This window comes from Rhizobium sp. AN6A, from assembly GCF_900215635.1.
GTDB classification, from domain to species: domain Bacteria; phylum Pseudomonadota; class Alphaproteobacteria; order Rhizobiales; family Rhizobiaceae; genus Agrobacterium; species Agrobacterium tumefaciens.
In genome coordinates this window covers 898246-916253 of record NZ_OCNC01000003.1, presented here as the reverse complement: position 1 = coordinate 916253, position 18008 = coordinate 898246, and the positions used below count along the sequence as shown (strand labels likewise).

Genomic DNA, 18008 nt, shown 5'->3' with positions numbered 1-18008 from the left:
CTCCTCAGGAGGCTGCCTTGATGGAAAGACTTTCGAGATAGGCCGACGGGTTTTCCGGGTCGAAGACCTTGCCGTCGAAAAAGGTTTCCTTGCCGCGCGACGTGGAGGCGGGAATATCGGCAACACCGAGATCCTTTGCCGCGTCGCGCCAGATGTCCTCGCGGTTGACCTTAGCAACCAGCGCCTTCACGTCCGTATCGGGTGCAAATTTACCCCAGCGGATGTTTTCCGTGATGAACCAGCTGTCATGGCTGCGGAAGGGATAGGACGCGTGATCCTGCCAGAACTTCATCTGCAGACCGGTATTTTCCAGCACGCGGCCGTTGCCGTAATTGATATTGCCCTTGAGGCGGCCAAGAACGTCCTTTGGCGGCACGTTGAACCATTGGCGCTTGCCGAGGATCGTGGACATCTCCTCCTTGTTCGCCATCTCATCGCACCATTGCTGGGCCTCCATCACGGCCATCAGCAATGCTTTGGTGGCGTTGGGGTTCTTTTCCACCCAGTCGGCGCGCATGCCGAGCGCCTTTTCGGGATGCCCTTTCCAGAGTTCCCCGGTGGTACAGGCAGTAAAGCCGATGCCCTGATTGACGAGTTGCTCGTTCCAGGGTTCGCCCACACAGAAGACGTCCATATTGCCGACCTTCATATTGGCGACCATCTGCGGCGGCGGAACGACGATGGTGGAGACGTCCTTGTCCGGGTCGATGCCGCCGGCGGCCAGCCAATAGCGGATCCACAGATCATGCGTGCCGCCGGGAAATGTCATGGCAGCTTTGATTTCCTTGCCTTCTGCCTTCTTTTTCTCGAAAGCCGCCTTCAGCTTGGACGCGTCGAGCTGAACGCCGGTTTCAGCATATTCCTTGGCGACGGAAATACCCTGGCTGTCGAGATTGAGGCGGGCGATAAGCGCCATCGGCACAGGCACGTTGTTCTGCGTCACCTTGCCGGTATGCATGAGATAGGGCATCGGGGTCAGGATATGCGCGCCATCAATGCCGTTCGATGCGCCGCCGAGCACGAGATTGTCACGTGTCGCACCCCAGGATGCCTGTTTGAGAACCTCGACATCCGGCATGCCATGCTTGGCGAACAGTCCCTTTTCCGCCGCGATGATAAGCGGGGCGGCGTCGGTCAGCGCGATGAAGCCGATTTTCGCGCCCTTCACTTCCGGCTCAGCCGTGGCTGCGAAAGCGCCTGATGGAAAAGCGGTGCGCACGGCGGTAACAAGGGCTGCGGTAGCTGTCGTCTTGAGTATCGTGCGGCGGCTGACATCGCCCGAGAATATCTTTTTCATTCGCATCTTCCCCTTATTGGACCACCGCATGGGTGGCGCGTTCGCTTGCGAAAAAACCTGAAAATAAAAAAACGCCGCTCGGTGTTTGCGCCTTCGGAACGGGAGGTGTTCCGGGCAGCAAAACCTTGCGACGTCTATGTCTGTGAAAGCGCTTATGCCGCGCCCTGCTCGCCCCGATCGCCGTTGACCAGTGCAAAGACGAAGAGGCAAGAGGCGTGCCAGTTTTATATATGGAAGCTATCGCATTGGAAAAAAACGGAATTTCCGAGATTGAATCGGACGATTAAATTTTAATCAGCAGAAATTTTGTCTATGGTTTGCGCAACTGGATAAATTCCGCGCTTGAAATTTGCGCAGCTTGCCCGGCCGACGGCTGTCAGGCCTCGCTTTGGGAGATGGAAAACGGGGCAGAACTGCGCACGGAAAAGCCATTCACATAGCCAGCAATGTCTGCGGGATCGAAAACAAAACCGTCCACGAACCGGTCACCCGCCTCCTGCCCTTCGACTCGAATATCGGCATCATCGGGCGCATTGGCATCGCCCAGCGCCGCCCGATAAATATCCGGACGGTAAGCGGACAGGGTGGCCTCCACACCACCTTGCGAAAATTCCGTCTGCCCCCAGCGGATCATCTGGCTGTAAATCCACAATGCCTGGCTCTGGCGCGGATAATTGGCATGGCCGCCGTGGAAGAGGAAATATTTGTCGATGACCCGGCGGTTGCCCTGGCTGTCGATGTTGAATTCACCGGCAAGCACATGGCGGATGATGCTTTGCGGCGCACCGATATAACGCGGATCGGCAAGTGTCCCGCTCAGATCATCGTGATTTTCCGCAAGGTCGCACCAACGCGCGGCAGCATCGAGCGCCGTCAGCAGCCGGCTGACCGTTTCCTGCTGGCTTTCAGCCCATTCAGGCCGCATCCCGATCACCTTTTCCGGCGCAGACGGCCACAAATCCTGCTTGGCAGCGACGATCCTGCCCACACCGCGCTCGGCGGCAACGATGTTCCACGGCGCACCGACACAGAAACCATCGATGGCGCCCGCCGCCAATGCATCCGACGTCAATGGCGGTGGTACGACCACAAGCTTGACGTCGTGATCGGGATGAATGCCACCAGCGGCGAGCCAATAGCGAAATTCGTAATTGTGCGAGGAAAACGGGTAGGTCATGCCGAGCGTCGGTGTAGCTTCGCCCCGCGCTCGCATGTCATCCAGCAACTGCTTCAAGGCCTTCGCATTTTCCAGCGCCCCCGCCGTTTCGGAAAGCCCCGTCAACGCCTTCATCCGGGCAAAAAGCCGCGTCGAAAGCGTGATCGCATTGCCGCCGCGTCCAAGTGAAAACGGCGTGATCGTCGGCGAAGGGTTCGAGCCGAGGCCCAGCATGGAGGCAACGGGCATCGGCGACAGCATATGGGCAATGTCGAATTGCCGGAATGCCAGCCGGTCGCGCACATTCGCCCAGGACACATCCTTGACGAGATCGAGCGTCAGGCCTTCGCGCTCGGCAAAGCCGAATTCCGCCGCAGCAATGAGGACGGACGCATCGACAAGAGGAATAAAACCTGCCCGAAGGATTTTTTGCCGGTCGCTGCCAACGATTGCCGGCGCGCCCGCTTTTGAACCGGCCGATTTTTCCTGTGCCGCCATATCATACACTCCTCGACTGTCCCGCCGGCGGGTTCGTTACATCAACAGACCGGCCGCGGTGACCACGCTTTGCGCGATCTCGGATATTTTCTTTTTCTCGTTCATCGCCGTTTGCCGCAGAAGCGCAAAAGCCTCCTCTTCGGACAGGCCACGCATTTTCATCAAAATGCCTTTGGCGCGCTCGATGACCTTGCGCTCCTCAAGCGCCGATTTTGCTTCGGCAAGTTCCTGTCGCAGACGGCTGAAAGCGTTGAAGCGGCTGACCGCCATATCGAGGATGGGTTTGACGCGCTCTTTCTTCAGCCCGTCAACGACATAGGCGGAAACACCAGCCTCAACGGCCGCCTCGATGGACGCGGTATCGGAGCGGTCGACAAACATGGCGATCGGCCGGCCGACCGTGCGTGTCAACTGAAACAGATGCTCCATCATGTCGCGGTTGGGATTTTCAAGATCGATGAAGATGACATCGGGTTGCAGCGTCTCGATGGTCCGCGCCACGCCGTGCACCTCATGGATGACCGTCACGCGATTATACCCGGCCTCGCGCAGCCCCTCCTCGATGATCGAGGCGCGGATCGCGTTTTCGTCTATAACGAGAATGGTGAGGTCGCGAAGCGTCATGTCGGCATTGATGACGCACCGCAACAAACTTGGCAATCAGGCGCCGATATAAAAATGGAGCGGACGCGAACGGGACGTTTTCATCCCGCTCCGCCTGATCTCTCAGGACGCCCGTTCGAGCGCCTTCAAAACCGTCCGCTCGGAAAGATTGAGATAGATTTCCATCTCGTCACCGGCCTCAGCCGCCTTGCCCTCTTCCATCAGCGACAGGATCTTGCTGTTCATGTCCACAAAGGGGGAATGGAGCTGTTCCGGGTCTTTCAGCAGGCCGAAACAAAGCCTGAGCTCAGCGGCGATTCGCTCGTAAAAATCGCTGAGGCGAGCGCTGTCGAGAAGGTCGACCACGGCGGCGTGGAACTTCATGTTGGCGCTACCCACGCCCAGCCAGTCTGCCTGGTCGCGCTTTATCCTGGCGTCATCGACCGCCGTGCGCATTGTCCGGATGGCCGGGTGCTTGTGCCAGGCCTGACGCAGCGCCCCGCATTCCACCATGCGCCGCACCCTATAAATATCAATCACCGAAGCCAGGGTGGGAACGGCGACAAAAACGCCGCGATTGGCCTCGTGACGCAGCAGACCATCCTTGGTCAGGAGACGAAAGGCTTCACGCAGCGAATTGCGGGAGACCTCGAAACGTTCGCTGAAGGCTGCTTCCGAAAGACGCTGGCCCGGCATCAGCTCACCGGAGATCAGCAGGGTGCGAATACCCTTTGCCAATCGATCCGCAAGCGGCAGACCCTCTATCGTTTCCGTCATAGCGCTTTCCTTAAGAGCAATGCAACATTGGGAATTCCGTGACAGGCATGTTCGGACACGGCATGATTGCCCATAGCACAAAGCTTCAGCAAAGCGCCAAAAAAACGTGATGAATTCATACTCATAACGTCCAACAAATAGACAAAATAAAAGAACGATTATCATTTATTGTTGAACAATATTGACAATCTCACGGAACAAGACAAGATCGGCGGCATAAAGCATCCGCGAGGGGCGGATTGCGACAGGAGCGGAGAAAATCCATGGAGCAGAAAATGCCCACGCCCGCCGACCCGAATGAGGCGGCACAGAAGGCAAAGAACCAACGTTATGCCCTGCTTTCGGCGATGTTCTTGATGTCGATGTCCGCCGTCGGGCCGGGCTTTATCACCCAGACAGCGAATTTTACGGTGAAACTGGGCGCCGCATTTGCATTTGCCATCATCATTTCCATCCTGATTGACTTTGTCGTGCAGGCCAATATCTGGCGCATCGTCACCATCACCCGCATGCGGGCGCCTGCCATCGCCAATGCCGCCATTCCGGGTTCTGGCTATCTGCTGGCCATCCTCGTCATCATCGGCGGCCTGTTCTTCAACGTCGGTAACATCGGCGGCGCAGGCCTCGGCTTCAACGCCATGATCGACCTTGACCCGAAGATCGGTGGCGCCATCGGCGCACTGGCGGCCATCGGCATCTTCCTGTCGCGCCGGGCGGGCATCGCCATGGACCGCGTCGTTTTTGTGGCCGCCTTCGTCAAGCTCGCGCTGATTCTTTATGCGGCATATGTTTCCGGCCCGCCGGTCGCGGAAGCTTTCCGTCAGACCTTCCTGCCTGATACCGTCGATTTCGTCACCATCACCACCATCGTCGGTGGCACGGTCGGCGGCTACATCACCTACGCTGGCGCGCATCGCCTGCTGGACAAGGGAATGGTCGGCGTTGAAAATATCAACGCGGTCAATCGCGCCGCCCTGAGCGGCATCGCGATTACCGGCGTGCTGCGCTACATCCTGTTCCTCGCCATTCTCGGCGTCGTCGCAAGTGGCGTGGTCATCGATCTCTCGGGCAAGGCCGCGAACCCGGCAGGTCAGGCCTTCCATGCCGCAGCCGGCAATATCGGCTACCGTCTGTTTGGCGCGGTCTTCCTCGCCTCGGCCATGACCAGCATCATCGGTGCGGCCTACACCTCCGTTTCGTTCCTGACGGCTTTTAAGCCCGACATCACGGAACGCCAGCGCAATCTAGCCACCGTCGGCTTCATCGCCATCTCGCTGATCGCCTATGTCATTATCACCACACCACCCGCAGCCATGCTCGTCTTTGTCGGCGGCCTCAACGGTCTCGTTCTGCCGATCGGCCTTTCGATCTTCATGTATGCCGCATGGAAACGCGCCGATCTGATGCATGGCTATCACTACCCGCGCTGGCTGCTCGTGCTTGGCGTGCTGACCTGCGTACTCACCTGGTATATGGCCTATAAGTCGGCGGGCGCGATTTTCGCCCTGCTCGGCTACTGATAATTAAAGGGAGGCAAACATGGCCGCTATCGATCTCAACAGCGATCTTGGCGAAAGTTACGGCGCGTGGAGCATGGGGGACGACGAGGCGATGCTCGCCGTCGTTTCCAGCGCCAATATCGCCTGCGGATTTCACGCCGGCGACCCGGCCGGGATTTACCGCACCGTCAAGGCCGCCGCCAAAAAAGGCGTGGTCGTGGGCGCCCATGTCTCCTATCCGGACCGCGTCGGCTTTGGCCGCCGCGATCTGGATGTGACCTCCGAAGAGCTGATCGCCGATGTCATCTACCAGATCGGCGCACTGAAGGGTGTCGCCGCTGCTGCCGGAACCACGGTGCGTTACGTGAAGCCGCATGGCGCGCTTTACAACCGCATCGCCAATGATGCGAAACAGGGACAGGCGGTCATCGACGGTATCAAGGCCGTCGATCCCTCGCTGGTGCTGATGGGTCTTGCCAATGCGCCCATCCTCGATCTCGCCCGCAAGGCAGGCCTTGCCGTCGTCGCAGAAGCCTTCGCTGACCGCGCCTATACGCCCGAAGGCCAACTCGTCTCGCGCCGTGAGGCGGGCGCCGTACTGCACGACGCTGCCAAAATCGCCGAGCGGATGGTGCAGCTTGCCCGCGAAGGAACACTCGAAGCCATCGACGGCAGCAGCATCAAGATCGAAGCACAATCCATCTGCGTGCATGGCGACAGCCCCGGCGCGGTCGCGATCGCCCAGGAAATCCGCCGCCGTTTCGAAGCCGAGGGCATCAAAATCCGCTCTTTTGCATCCATTCTTCAAAAGGGCGACCAATGACGATACCCTTATCCTTTCTGAGTCACACCAATGCGGATGCCGCCCGGACGGCCCGCGCCGATTATCGTGGCGGCCTCGTTGCTCCGACCTCCGGCATCGCTCCCGGTTTCACGCAGGCCAACATGATCGTGCTGCCGCGCGACTGGGCCTTCGATTTCCTGCTTTATGCGCAGCGTAATCCCAAGCCCTGCCCGGTGCTCGATGTTTCAGATCCCGGCTCACCAACTACGCTTCTTGCCCCCGGTGCCGATCTCAGGACCGACCTGCCGCTCTACCGTATCTGGCGGGATGGCAAACTTGCCGAGGAAACGGCGGATGCGACCGCCGCCTGGGCAGAGCGTGACGATCTCGTCGCTTTCCTGATCGGTTGCAGTTTTACCTTTGAAACGCCGATGGTCGAAGCGGGTATCGAAATCCGTCACATGACCGACAAAAGCAACGTTCCGATGTATCTGACCAACCGCCCCTGCCGGCCGGCCGGCCGATTTAAGGGCAACATGGTCGTTTCCATGCGGCCGATCCCGGCTTCGCGCGTGGCCGATGCCGCGACAATTTCGGGACGTTTTCCGGCGGTTCACGGTGCGCCCGTGCATGTCGGCGCGCCGGAAGAAATCGGCATATCGGATCTCGCGAAACCGGATTTCGGCGATGCGGTGCGGATCGAACCCGGTGAGGTTCCAGTTTTCTGGGCCTGCGGCGTGACGCCTCAGGCTGCAGTCATGGCGTCCGGCGTGCCGTTCGCGATTACCCATGCGCCCGGGCACATGTTCATCACCGACATTCCCGATTCTGCCTATCACGCGTGAGGATATGATGCGCTTTCTCCCCGTCAGCCTCACCACCATTCTCGTCGAACTTGCCGATCTCGATGAAACGCTGGCGCTGTTCGCCTCGCTTCAGAACGATCCGATCGAGGGCATCGACGAAACGGTTCCGGCTGCCCGCACCCTGATGATCCGTTTCCGCCCCGAAAAGATTGGCGCAGAGGCGCTGGTTGCGCGGCTTTCCAGCCGCGATCTCTCCGCAAAAATCGCGCCCTCGGACAATCTGGTGGAAATCCCCGTCCATTATAACGGCGAGGATCTGGCCGACGTTGCCGAACTGACCGGCATGAGCGTCGACGAAGTCATCCGCCGCCATACCGAAAGCGAATTCACCGTGGCCTTCTGCGGTTTCGCGCCCGGCTTCGGTTATCTGGTTGGCGGCGATCCGGCTCTTCACGTGCCGCGCCGGCAAAGCCCGCGTACCCGCATTCCGGCGGGTTCGGTGGCGCTGGCTGGCGCCTTCAGCGGCGTCTATCCGCAAAATAGCCCCGGCGGCTGGCAGATCATCGGCACCACACCGGTGAAGATGTGGGATATAGACCGTGATCCCGGTGCGCTTTTCCAGCCGGGTTATCGCGTGCGTTTCTTCGATATGGACAAGGCCGGAAGAACGGTTGATGTTCCCGCCTCCGCGCCGCGCACCGCCCAGACTGAGATGACAAGAGAAGGCCCGCATTTCGAGGTGCTCGCGGCCCCCATGCCCGCCATTTTTCAGGATCTCGGCCGCTTCGGCCAAACCGGACAGGGCGTCTCCGCCTCCGGCGCACTGGATCGTGGCGCGTTTAACGCCGCCAACCGTATCGTTGGCAATCCCGTCAACTCACCGTGTCTCGAGCTCACGCTCGGCGGTTTTTCCTTCAAAAGCACGAGCCGCGCCGTTATCGGCATTGCGGGCGCGCCCTGCCCCATCACCGTCAAGACCGCAGATCGCAGTTTCACCGCACAAACCCATGTTCCCGTCTCTCTCGAACCCGGCGATATCGTAACCTTGGGTCAGCCGCCGAAGGGCATGCGTTGTTATCTTGCTGTGCGTGGCGGGTTCGATGTCGAGCCCGTGCTTGGCAGCTATGCGACGGATACGCTCGCCGTAGTCGGTCCAGAAAACGTGACTGCGGGCACTATCCTGCTGCTGAAGGGTAAAAAGACGGGGCTTTCCAGCGTGTCTGTCGACGAGGCTCCGGCCTTCGATCCGCCGGCAACCGGCGATATTGTGACGCTCGACGTGGTTCTCGGGCCGCGCACCGACTGGTTCACGCAAAAGGGTCTAGACACGTTGACCGGCCAACTCTGGCAGGTCACGCCGCAATCCAACCGCGTCGGCATCCGCCTTGCCGGCGAAGTGCCGATGGAGCGCGGGGACAGTGCCGAATTGCCGAGCGAAGGCACGGCCACCGGAGCAATCCAGATTCCCCATAGCGGCCAGCCCGTTCTCTTCCTTGCCGACCACCCGTTGACCGGCGGCTATCCCGTCATCGGCGCGGTCGCGGAATACCATCTCGATCTCGCGGGACAAATCCCCGTCAATGCCAAAATCAAGTTCCGCCCGATCGGCCCTTTTGCCGAAATCGCGGCGGCTAAAAGTCTGTAGGGAGAATAGCGATGAAAAAAGTGCTGATTGCCAATCGCGGCGAGATCGCGGTGCGGATCATCCGCGCATGCCGTGATTACGGCCTGCAGTCGGTTGCCGTTTATGCCGATCCCGATCAGGATGCACTATTCGTTCGGTTGGCGGATGAGGCCTATGCGCTGGAAGGCGTCCGCCCCGCCGAAACCTATCTCGATATCGCCAAGCTGATCGCGATTGCCAAACGCGCCGGCGCGGATGCCGTGCATCCCGGTTACGGCTTTTTGTCCGAACGCGCCGAATTTGCGCAGGCGGTTATCGATGCCGGCCTTAGCTGGATCGGCCCCGACCCACATGTCATTGAAGCGCTGGGCGACAAGGTGGAAGCGCGGCGCATCGCCACCAGCGTCGGCGCGCCGCTGGTCGCCGGCAGTGACGGCCCCGTCTCTACCGCCGCCGAAGTCACCGCTTTTGCCGAAGAATACGGCCTGCCCGTCGCCATCAAGGCGGCGCATGGCGGTGGTGGGCGCGGCCTGAAGGTCGCATGGAAGATGGAAGAGATCGCCGATCTCTACGAATCCGCCGTTCGCGAAGCGACCGCCGCTTTCGGTCGCGGCGAATGTTTTCTCGAACGCTTCCTCGACCGGCCCCGCCATATCGAGGCGCAGGTTTTGGCCGACAAGCACGGCAATGTGCTGGTGCTGGGCACCCGCGATTGCTCGCTGCAACGTCGGAACCAGAAGCTGATAGAGGAGGCTCCGGCCCCGTTCCTGTCTGCCGAACAGCGACAAAAAATCCACGACGCGGCAAAGGCGATCTGTGCCGCCGCGGGCTATTCCGGTGCCGGCACCGTCGAATTCCTGCTCGGCGTTGATGGCACGATTTCTTTCCTGGAGGTCAATACGCGCCTGCAGGTGGAACATCCCGTTACTGAGGAAACCACCGGCATCGATCTCGTCATCGAGCAGTTCCGCATCGCAGAGGGCCACACCCTGCGGGTGCTTGAAACGCCGGAACCGCGCGGCCACTCGATGGAATTCCGCATCAATGCCGAAGACCCCGGCCGGGGGTTCCTGCCAACACCCGGCTCGATCTCTGTTTTCGATGCTCCTTCCGGCCCCGGCATCCGTGTAGATAGCGGCGTCGTCAGCGGCTCCAGCGTGCCTGGGGTATTAGACTCGCTGATGGCAAAGCTCATCGTTACGGGTACCGACCGCGATCAGGTTCTGCGCCGCGCGCGCCGCGCGCTGAAAGAATTCCGTATCGAAGGCGTTGCCACGGTTCTGCCGTTCCATCGCGCCGCAATCGAGACGGACGACTTCATCGGCACCGACGGTTTCAAGGTTCATACCCGCTGGATCGAAACCGATTTCGCCGCCATGCCTGACGCCATGGAACGCCCGGCACCGGCTGAAGACCCTTCCATCACGCGCACCTTTCTGGAAATCGACGGCAAGCGTGTTTCTGTCGGCCTGCCGAACCTGCTGCTCTCCGGCCTCGGCGCTGTCAGCGGCGGCAATGCCGCTGCCCCCAGCGCGTCGGTCAAGGAGAAGGAAGGTGAAATTATCGCTCCCGTTTCCGGCACCTTGCAATCGTTCAAGGTGAACGATGGCGAAACTGTTTCCAAAGGCGATCTTCTGGCCGTCATGGAAGCCATGAAAATGGAAACGCAAATCGTGGCGACGAAGGCCGGCAAGGTCCGCCTGATCGTCAAGGAAGGCGACTATCTTCAGGCGGGCGCCGCACTTCTCGAAATTGCGGAATAGCGCATAGACCAGACCACCGGACCGATCAGGGAATGTGGTCTCCTCAGAATCGAAGTTTGGTCAATACGGCGGCGGAACCCTTTCGCCGCCGGGCCGTTTATGGCGCGACCTGCTAACCATCATGAGGGAAATATGGCCGGACGCACCTTGCTTCAATTCTTCCATTGGTACTATCCGGACGGAGGGAAATTATGGAGCGAGGTGGCCGAAAAGGCGGAAAGCCTTGCCCGAATGGGTATTACCGACGTCTGGCTACCGCCGGCCTACAAGGGTTCTGCCGGCGGTTATTCGGTAGGTTACGATACATATGATCTCTTCGACCTTGGCGAATTCGACCAGAAGGGAACCGTGGCGACCAAATACGGTGATCGTGCTGCCCTCGAACAGGCCGGTCGGACGTTGAAGGAAAACGGCATTCGCGTCATTCACGACGTGGTTCTCAATCACAAGATGGGCGCGGATGAACGGGAGAAGGTGCGGGTTCGCCGCGTCAATCCCGATGACCGCACCGAGATAGAGGACGAGGATTTCGAGGCGCACGCCTATACGCGCTTCACCTTTCCGGGCCGAAACGGCACGCATTCCAAATTCATCTGGGACCTGAAGTGCTTCAGCGGCGTCGACCACATCGAAGAGCCTGACGAGGACGGCATTTTCCGTCTCGTCAACGAATATGGCGACGGCGAATGGAATGAGGAGGTCGACGAGGAAAACGGTAACTTCGATTATCTCATGGGCGCGGATGTCGAATTCCGAAACAGGGCTGTCTACGAGGAATTGAAATATTGGGGCCGGTGGCTTGCCGAACAGGTGCAGGTGGATGGTTTCCGTCTGGATGCGGCCAAACATATTCCGGCATGGTTCTTCCGCGACTGGGTAGGCCATATGCGCGACACGATTAATCCCGACCTCTTCGTCGTGGCAGAATACTGGCACCCCGATATAGACGCGCTGAAAAGCTATCTCGATCTGGTCGACAAGCAGCTGATGCTCTTCGATGTCGCCCTTCACCACCGCTTCCATGACGCCTCCAAGCAGGGCGGCGATTTCGACATGCGCACTATCTTCGATGGTTCGCTGCTTTCCGCTGTTCCAGATCACGCCGTCACGCTTGTCGACAACCACGACACGCAGCCGCTGCAATCTCTGGAAGCGCCGGTAGAACCTTGGTTCAAGCCTCTTGCCTATGCAATCATTCTGCTGCGCGAAGAAGGTGTGCCTTGCGTCTTTTATCCCGATCTTTTCGGTACGACCTATACAGACACCGGCAATGACGGCAACGACCATGAGATCGTCATGCCGGCTATCGAATGCCTGCCGAAGCTCATCGAGGCACGCAGCCGCTTTTCCAACGGTGCCCAGACGGATATTTTCGATGATCCGAGCTGCATTGCGTTTATTCGCCACGGTACCGCCGATGAGCCGGGCTGCGTTGTGGTGATGTCGAACGGCGAGGCGGCGGAAAAACAGATCGATCTCGGCCCCGAGCAGGCGGGAGCTGTATGGCGCGATTTCCTTGGTCACCGTCACGAACAGATCACCCTTGACGAGCATGGCAAGGGTCTGTTTTCCACCAATGGCGGCAGCGTCAGTGTCTGGGTTCCGGCCGACGTCGAGTAGGAACAATTGCTTTTAAAGCGGCCAGCCGGAAACCTTGCTCATTTGACGGATACGAGACGGCGCGGGCCCGCGCCGGCATCGGCCAGAACATCGTTCGGATTGCGTAAGGGACAGTCATCAAGTGAGAGGCAACCGCAACCGATACAGCCGGTAAGCTGGTCGCGCAGCATAATCAGGCTGTTGATACGAAGCTGCAGCATTTCCCGCCAGGATTGCGAGAACACGCGCCAGTCAGCGGTCGTCGCCACCCTGTCCTGCGGCAAATCCGCCAAGGCGTCCCTGATGATGCTGAGCTGGATACCTGCCCGCTGCGCAATGCGGATAATGGCAATGCGCCGCAGGACGGCGCGATGATAACGACGCTGGTTCCCGCTGGTGCGCCAGCCTTCGATCAATCCCTTCGCCTCGTAAAAATGGATGGTTGAAACGGCGACGCCACTACGACGCGCAACCTCCCCAACCGTCAGGCTGTGTTTAAAGATGGTATTTTCCATGCCGGCTCCGTTTTCTGAACGGCCTCCGCTCTGAAAAACGCGGAAACACACTAGAGAGCAGCCGGTATAATTCCTCAACCATAGTTGAGGTCAATAGAATGGATGGCAAAAAAGGCGCCCATCGGGCGCCTCTGAATTCTTAAATATCGCGGATCAGAATTTGGCGGTCATGCTGATCCAGAAGCGGCGGCCTTCCATGACCGTGTTGAAATCGTCAGCGCCGACTTCCTTGTCGAATACATTGTAAACCGCCGCGTTGAGATCGACATTTTCGGCCACCGCATATTTCGCCCCGATGTCGAGGGTGGTGTAAGCGTCATATTTACGCCCGGCCTTGCCGTTGATCGTAACCGGTTTGCCGTTCGTGCCGATGCGCGGACCCGCATTGATTTCCGATCCGTGATAGTTCACCGAAGCCCAGGCTTCCAGCCCGTCCACCGGGGTGACCCATTCGCCTCTCAGATTGGCCATGTGCTCCGGCGTCCGCGCCAGCGGAAAACCCTCGTAATCGCCCGTCTTCTGTTCGGAATGCGTATAGGTATAGTTGCCGCGCAATGTCAGTTCCGGCGTCGCATACCATGCTGCCGTCAGTTCTATGCCCTGAATGACCGCATCGTCGATATTGTAGTTGTACCAGAGGCGATAATTGCTGTCTTCGCTCCAGCGAGCAGGCGTTCCATCCGGATTGAGCACCAGCGCGTTGGAAATCTTGTCCTTGAAATCTGTGTAGAAATAGGTGGCACCGAGGGCGACATCACCATTGTCCCAGAGTGCTGCCAATTCATAACTCGTGCTTTTTTCCGCCTCCAGACCCGGATCGCCGATGATCACGCCGCAGGTACCGTTCGAGGCATAGGTGCACCCACCGCCGCCCGTCGTATAGGCATAACCCGGTGCGATCTGGCGGATTTCCGGTGCGCGGAAACCCGTTGAAATGCCGCCCTTGATCGTCAGATCGTCGGTTGCGCTCCAGACGCCGTAAAGGCGTGGGCTGAAATGATTGCCATATTTTTCATGGTTATCCAGACGAAGGCCACCCGTCAGCGCAAAGCTATCGACGATGCGCCATTCATCCTCGACGAAGAGTGCCCATTGCGTCGCCGAGAAAGTTTCGTCGCGACCGGTACGGCGTCCCGGATTCTGGTCCTTCAGCTGTGCCTCGAAATATTGACCGCCGGTGACGAGCGTATGGTTGCCGAACAGTTCGAACGGCGTGGTGAACTTGCCGTCGAGAACGCTATTGCGAACCTCCGGCGAGCGCGGATTTTCAGTGACGCGTCCCGTGCGAAAGTTTCTGGTGAAGTTGGTGCGCTCGGCCCATTCCTGCTGGAAGGAGAATTCGGACGTGGTCGGTCCCCACCGGCCGGTATGCGACAATGACCAATGGTCGCGCGTATTGGTGTTGTAGGTGCCGTCTGCATTGGCTGCCAGCGTCTCGCCGGACTCGGCATCGCGGCGCAACCGTGCTTTGCCAGCCTCGAGATAGATGTCGTGATCCTCATTCGGCGTGAAGGTCAAACGTCCATTGAAATCGTATTCCTTCGCGCTCGTCGTACCATTCAATATGCGGTCTTCGCCGCGCGTGAAGCCCCTGCCCCAGATCTGCAGCCCCAGCCGGTCCTTCAGGATCGGCCCATTGGCATACCAGGACACCTGGCCGCTATTGCCGAATTTTGAATGTTGCTGAACCGTACCCTCGCTGGTCACGGAGCCAGACCAGACATCTCCGACCTTGCGGGTGATGATGTTGATGACGCCGCCCATGGCATCGGAACCGTAAAGAGAGGACATCGGGCCGCGCACGACCTCGATGCGTTCGATCGCCGAAACCGGCGGCACGAAACTCTGTTCGAAGCCGGAATTACCATTGGTACGGGCATCGCGCGTGCTCTGCCTCTTACCGTCAACCAGGATCAGCGTGTAAGCGCCGGGCAATCCGCGAATGAAAATATCCTTCTCATTGGCAATGCCGGTGACAGACACGCCCTGAACTTCGCGCAAGGCGTCTGTCAGATCGCGGTAAGACCCCTTTTCCAGATCTTCTCGCGTCACAACCGTGATGCTGGCCGGAGCATCCTTCACATTCTGCTCGAAGCCGGACGCGGTCACCACAATCTGCTGAAGAACGGTGGTTCCGTCGGTCGCCTGCTGCGCGACAGCAGGCAAGGCAACGCTGAGCGCCGTTCCCGCCATAGCGACGGAAATGCCAGCCTTTATTATCGTCGCGGTCATATCCTGCCCGCGGTACTTCAATTCCATGTTACGCCCCCGCATTTAACTTGAGAATTTAACCCCACTTATTTAGGAGGGAGGTCTGGCGCAACGCGTTTGTTTTCGAACAGTTCTAAATTCCAGAAATTGCAAAAAGGGCTCCGCCATTCGGCGGCGGGGTAAAAAAACAGCAAGATGACAACCGGCAAGAGAAAAGAAGAACCAGCTTCCCCGACAAAGCCCGACAGGCTTGGTCAGCTGAAACTACTTGTCGCGTTCGATGCGTTGTTGCGGGAAGGAAGCGTCAGCCGCGCAGCGGCAGGCATGGGACTGCCGACATCATCGATGAGCCGGATATTACAGCAGCTGCGCGAGAAATACGGCGACCAGCTGTTTCTGCGTACCGGCCAGGGTTTGCGACCCACCCCCTTTGCCGAGACCATGCGGCTGCGCATTCGTTCGCTGGCGGCGGAGGCGGAAAACCTGATCGATTATTCACAGGAAAAAGCGGCAGCTCCTGCAGCCGCCAATGTTAGCGGCTGGGAACGGCCGGTGCTGATGAAGGCGCCGCCTCTTTCGCTGCGCCCCAGCGTTCTTCTGGAAGGTCAGCCGACACCGGAAAATATAGCGGACCGCCTTGCCCGCATCGGCCACAATGCCGATCCGCAGCACAGGCTCGCCAAATATATAGCGACCTCGGCGATGGGCATCGGCAACAGCCGCCCGCTCAGCCAGCAAGAGGCGATGGACGCGCTTTCGATCATTCTCGAAGGCGATGCAGATCCCATACAGATAGGAGCGCTGCTTGCGACCATGCATTATCGCGGTGTGACCGCGGCAGAGCTTGCCGGTTTTATCGAAGCCATGTGGGGCCATATAAAAAGAGACCAGCAAGCGCCCGCATCGGTCGATCTCGACTGGCCGGCCTATATGTCGCCCAAACATCGCGATGCACCCTGGTTCCTGCATTCCGCACGTCTTGTTTCCATGGCGGGATATAGCGTCTTGTTACACGGCCATGTGGGCCAAGGAGAAAATGGCGGCAAGCTCGAACTCGCCGCTGAAGCCTGCGGGATACCGCTCTGCCATTCACTTTCGCAGGCGTCCAAGGCCACTGCCTCGCAAGGGATCGCCTATCTACCGATCGGTGGACTGTCGTTACAGTTTCAGAGCCTGCTTGGCCTGCACGGCATTCTGGAAATGCGCCTGCCGCTCAATACGGTCGTGCATCTTCTCAATCCACTTCGCGCCAGAAGCACCATTATCGGCGTCGCCCGCCCCTCCTATCAGGAGCTCCATCGCGATACCGCGCGGCTGCTTTCGGTCGAAAACCTTGCCATTCTCGGCAATACGCGGGATTTCGCGCAATTTACACCCTTCCGCAGCACCCGGATCTTCGGTCTTTCCAAGGGCGAAGATGTTGAGTTCGTCATTTCCGCCCGCGAAACCCCACCGGCCGAAATGCCGACCATGTTCACCACCTTCGAATATTGGCGCGCCGTCTGGACGGGGGCGGCCAGAGACGAAAGAGCGGAAACCATCATCGTCTCCACCGCTGCCATCGCCCTGATGCTGGTCAATGATATGGTTCTGCCTTTCGAAGAGGCCTATGCCCGCAGCCTGCGGCTATGGAACGACAGGGCACGCAATTTCGCCACTGCCTAGGCGTTGGCTACTGATTTTTTCAACGCCAGATATTCCCACAGCGCCACCAGCAGCAAAATCCCGGTGCTCGCCAGCTGCAGCACAAAAAGCGGCACGCCCGGCACAGGCAGAAGCAGGCAAAGTGCTGCTACTCCGGCAAAATGCGAAATGGGCCGCTGATAGGTGGCGGCAATCTTGACGCCGATATTACCGGCTAGAAACAGGATCGGGCCGCCAAGAATGGCGATGGACTCTCTCATCGTCGCCCCTTCGTGGGCATGGGACAGGCTGAAATCCTCTCCAACTGCCGTGAGAATGATGCCGGCCACGATTGGCAGATGTCCGTAGTTGAAAAGATTCTGGGCAATCTTCGCTTTCTCGTCCGCATGTTCGGCCTTTCTGGAGGCCTCTTCCTGCCCGTGATGGAAATAGATCCACCACATTGTGACCGTGCTGACGAAGGCCGAACAAAAGACGATGAATGTGAGGCCGGAATTCATATATTCCGTGGCCGTACGGCCGGTGGTTAGAATCGTTTCTCCGAGACAGATGATGACGAAAAGCGCACAGCGCTCCGCAAGGTGCTCGCCGGAGAGATGCAGCTTGTCCGCATCGCTTGCTTTCAATCCCGGTACGACATAACGACAAGCGGGTCCGGCATATTCTATCGCGAGTGCGATACCCCACAGGAGGATTCGATCCGTCAGATCGACAAGCCCGCCAGCCAGCCAGAACAGGCTCGATATGATTAGCCAGATCGTCACGCGCACAAAAACCAGAAAAGACTGCCTGTCTTCTCCCTTGAAGGCATAAAGTGCAAACAGGCTCCGCCCCACCTGCATGGCACTGTAGATCAGAGCAAACACGAAACCCTGTTCCGCAAAAGCCTCCGGCAGCGCGATGGCCAAAAGCACTCCACCGAACATCAGGACGAAAAGCAGAATCCGGACGGGCTCCTTTTCCGTATTCAGCAGGTTGGTGATCCAGGTGGTGTGTATCCACAGCCACCAAAGTGACAATATCAGAATGCCCGCCTCAAGCGCCGCTGTCGGTCCGAAGTCCTTTGCAAGCGCATGGGAAAGCTGAATGAGCGCGAAAACGAAAACCAGATCGAAGAATAGTTCAGGAAAGGTCGCCTTTTCTGCTTTGTGCCCATCCTGTTTGATCCAGGTTTGCGCATCCGGTTTCTGCCCGGACGTTTCGCTTTCGGTTCCCATTCTGCCCCTGTTCGT

The 18008-nt window shown here is 58.9% G+C and carries 14 protein-coding genes; 7 read left to right on the top strand and 7 right to left on the bottom strand.

Annotated elements, in window-relative coordinates; translation table 11 throughout:
• Positions 1-4: 4 nt before the first annotated feature.
• The 4 genes from CRO62_RS08155 to CRO62_RS08140 all read right to left on the bottom strand — a co-directional run bounded on the left by CRO62_RS08155 (position 5) and on the right by CRO62_RS08140 (position 4331).
• Entirely contained in the window at positions 5-1297 is a 1293-nt protein-coding gene (locus CRO62_RS08155; RefSeq protein WP_019564997.1) for a CmpA/NrtA family ABC transporter substrate-binding protein, read from the bottom strand.
• A 376-nt stretch (positions 1298-1673) separates the two neighbouring features.
• Positions 1674-2951, bottom strand: coding sequence for a CmpA/NrtA family ABC transporter substrate-binding protein (locus tag CRO62_RS08150; protein WP_097099831.1), 1278 nt, complete (start codon positions 2949-2951; stop codon positions 1674-1676).
• 36 nt (positions 2952-2987) lie between these two features.
• Entirely contained in the window at positions 2988-3575 is a 588-nt protein-coding gene (locus CRO62_RS08145; protein WP_065660503.1) for an ANTAR domain-containing response regulator, read from the bottom strand.
• Positions 3576-3677: 102 nt separating this feature from the next.
• A complete protein-coding gene (locus CRO62_RS08140; RefSeq protein WP_003511611.1) occupies positions 3678-4331 on the bottom strand; it encodes a GntR family transcriptional regulator in 654 nt (217 codons plus the stop codon).
• Positions 4332-4594: 263 nt separating this feature from the next.
• Here CRO62_RS08140 and CRO62_RS08135 point away from each other — a divergent pair, with 263 nt between their 5' ends.
• The 6 genes from CRO62_RS08135 to amyA all read left to right on the top strand — a co-directional run bounded on the left by CRO62_RS08135 (position 4595) and on the right by amyA (position 12427).
• Positions 4595-5851: an NRAMP family divalent metal transporter gene (locus CRO62_RS08135; protein WP_065662395.1), complete on the top strand. Its 1257-nt coding sequence runs from the start codon at positions 4595-4597 to the stop codon at positions 5849-5851.
• Positions 5852-5870: 19 nt separating this feature from the next.
• Complete coding sequence (locus tag CRO62_RS08130) at positions 5871-6653, top strand: LamB/YcsF family protein (RefSeq protein WP_097099830.1); 783 nt, start codon at positions 5871-5873, stop codon at positions 6651-6653.
• Entirely contained in the window at positions 6650-7459 is an 810-nt protein-coding gene (locus CRO62_RS08125) for a putative hydro-lyase (RefSeq protein WP_003511619.1), read from the top strand. The genes CRO62_RS08130 and CRO62_RS08125 overlap by 4 nt, the downstream gene beginning before the upstream one ends.
• A 7-nt stretch (positions 7460-7466) precedes the next feature.
• The gene (locus tag CRO62_RS08120; protein ID WP_097099829.1) at positions 7467-9065 is read left to right on the top strand and encodes a 5-oxoprolinase/urea amidolyase family protein; all 1599 of its coding nucleotides are present in this window, start codon (positions 7467-7469) and stop codon (positions 9063-9065) included.
• An 11-nt stretch (positions 9066-9076) separates the two neighbouring features.
• Entirely contained in the window at positions 9077-10807 is a 1731-nt protein-coding gene (locus tag CRO62_RS08115) for an acetyl/propionyl/methylcrotonyl-CoA carboxylase subunit alpha (protein WP_097099828.1), read from the top strand.
• Positions 10808-10939: 132 nt separating this feature from the next.
• Complete coding sequence (gene amyA, locus CRO62_RS08110; RefSeq protein ID WP_097099827.1) at positions 10940-12427, top strand: alpha-amylase; 1488 nt, start codon at positions 10940-10942, stop codon at positions 12425-12427.
• A gap of 38 nt (positions 12428-12465) precedes the next feature.
• On the opposite strand, the gene soxR is transcribed toward amyA, so the two are convergent.
• Together soxR and CRO62_RS08100 are read right to left on the bottom strand one after the other, a co-directional pair.
• Positions 12466-12921, bottom strand: coding sequence for a redox-sensitive transcriptional activator SoxR (gene soxR / locus CRO62_RS08105; protein ID WP_003511623.1), 456 nt, complete (start codon positions 12919-12921; stop codon positions 12466-12468).
• A gap of 153 nt (positions 12922-13074) precedes the next feature.
• Entirely contained in the window at positions 13075-15180 is a 2106-nt protein-coding gene (locus tag CRO62_RS08100; protein WP_097099826.1) for a TonB-dependent receptor plug domain-containing protein, read from the bottom strand.
• A 147-nt stretch (positions 15181-15327) separates the two neighbouring features.
• On the opposite strand from CRO62_RS08100, the gene CRO62_RS08095 reads away from it, so the two are divergent.
• Complete coding sequence (locus CRO62_RS08095) at positions 15328-16797, top strand: glycosyl transferase family protein (RefSeq protein WP_097099825.1); 1470 nt, start codon at positions 15328-15330, stop codon at positions 16795-16797.
• Here the strand turns inward: CRO62_RS08095 and CRO62_RS08090 are convergent.
• Positions 16794-17993, bottom strand: coding sequence for a low temperature requirement protein A (locus CRO62_RS08090; RefSeq protein WP_097099824.1), 1200 nt, complete (start codon positions 17991-17993; stop codon positions 16794-16796). The genes CRO62_RS08095 and CRO62_RS08090 overlap by 4 nt on opposite strands.
• Between the last annotated feature and the right edge of the window lie 15 nt (positions 17994-18008).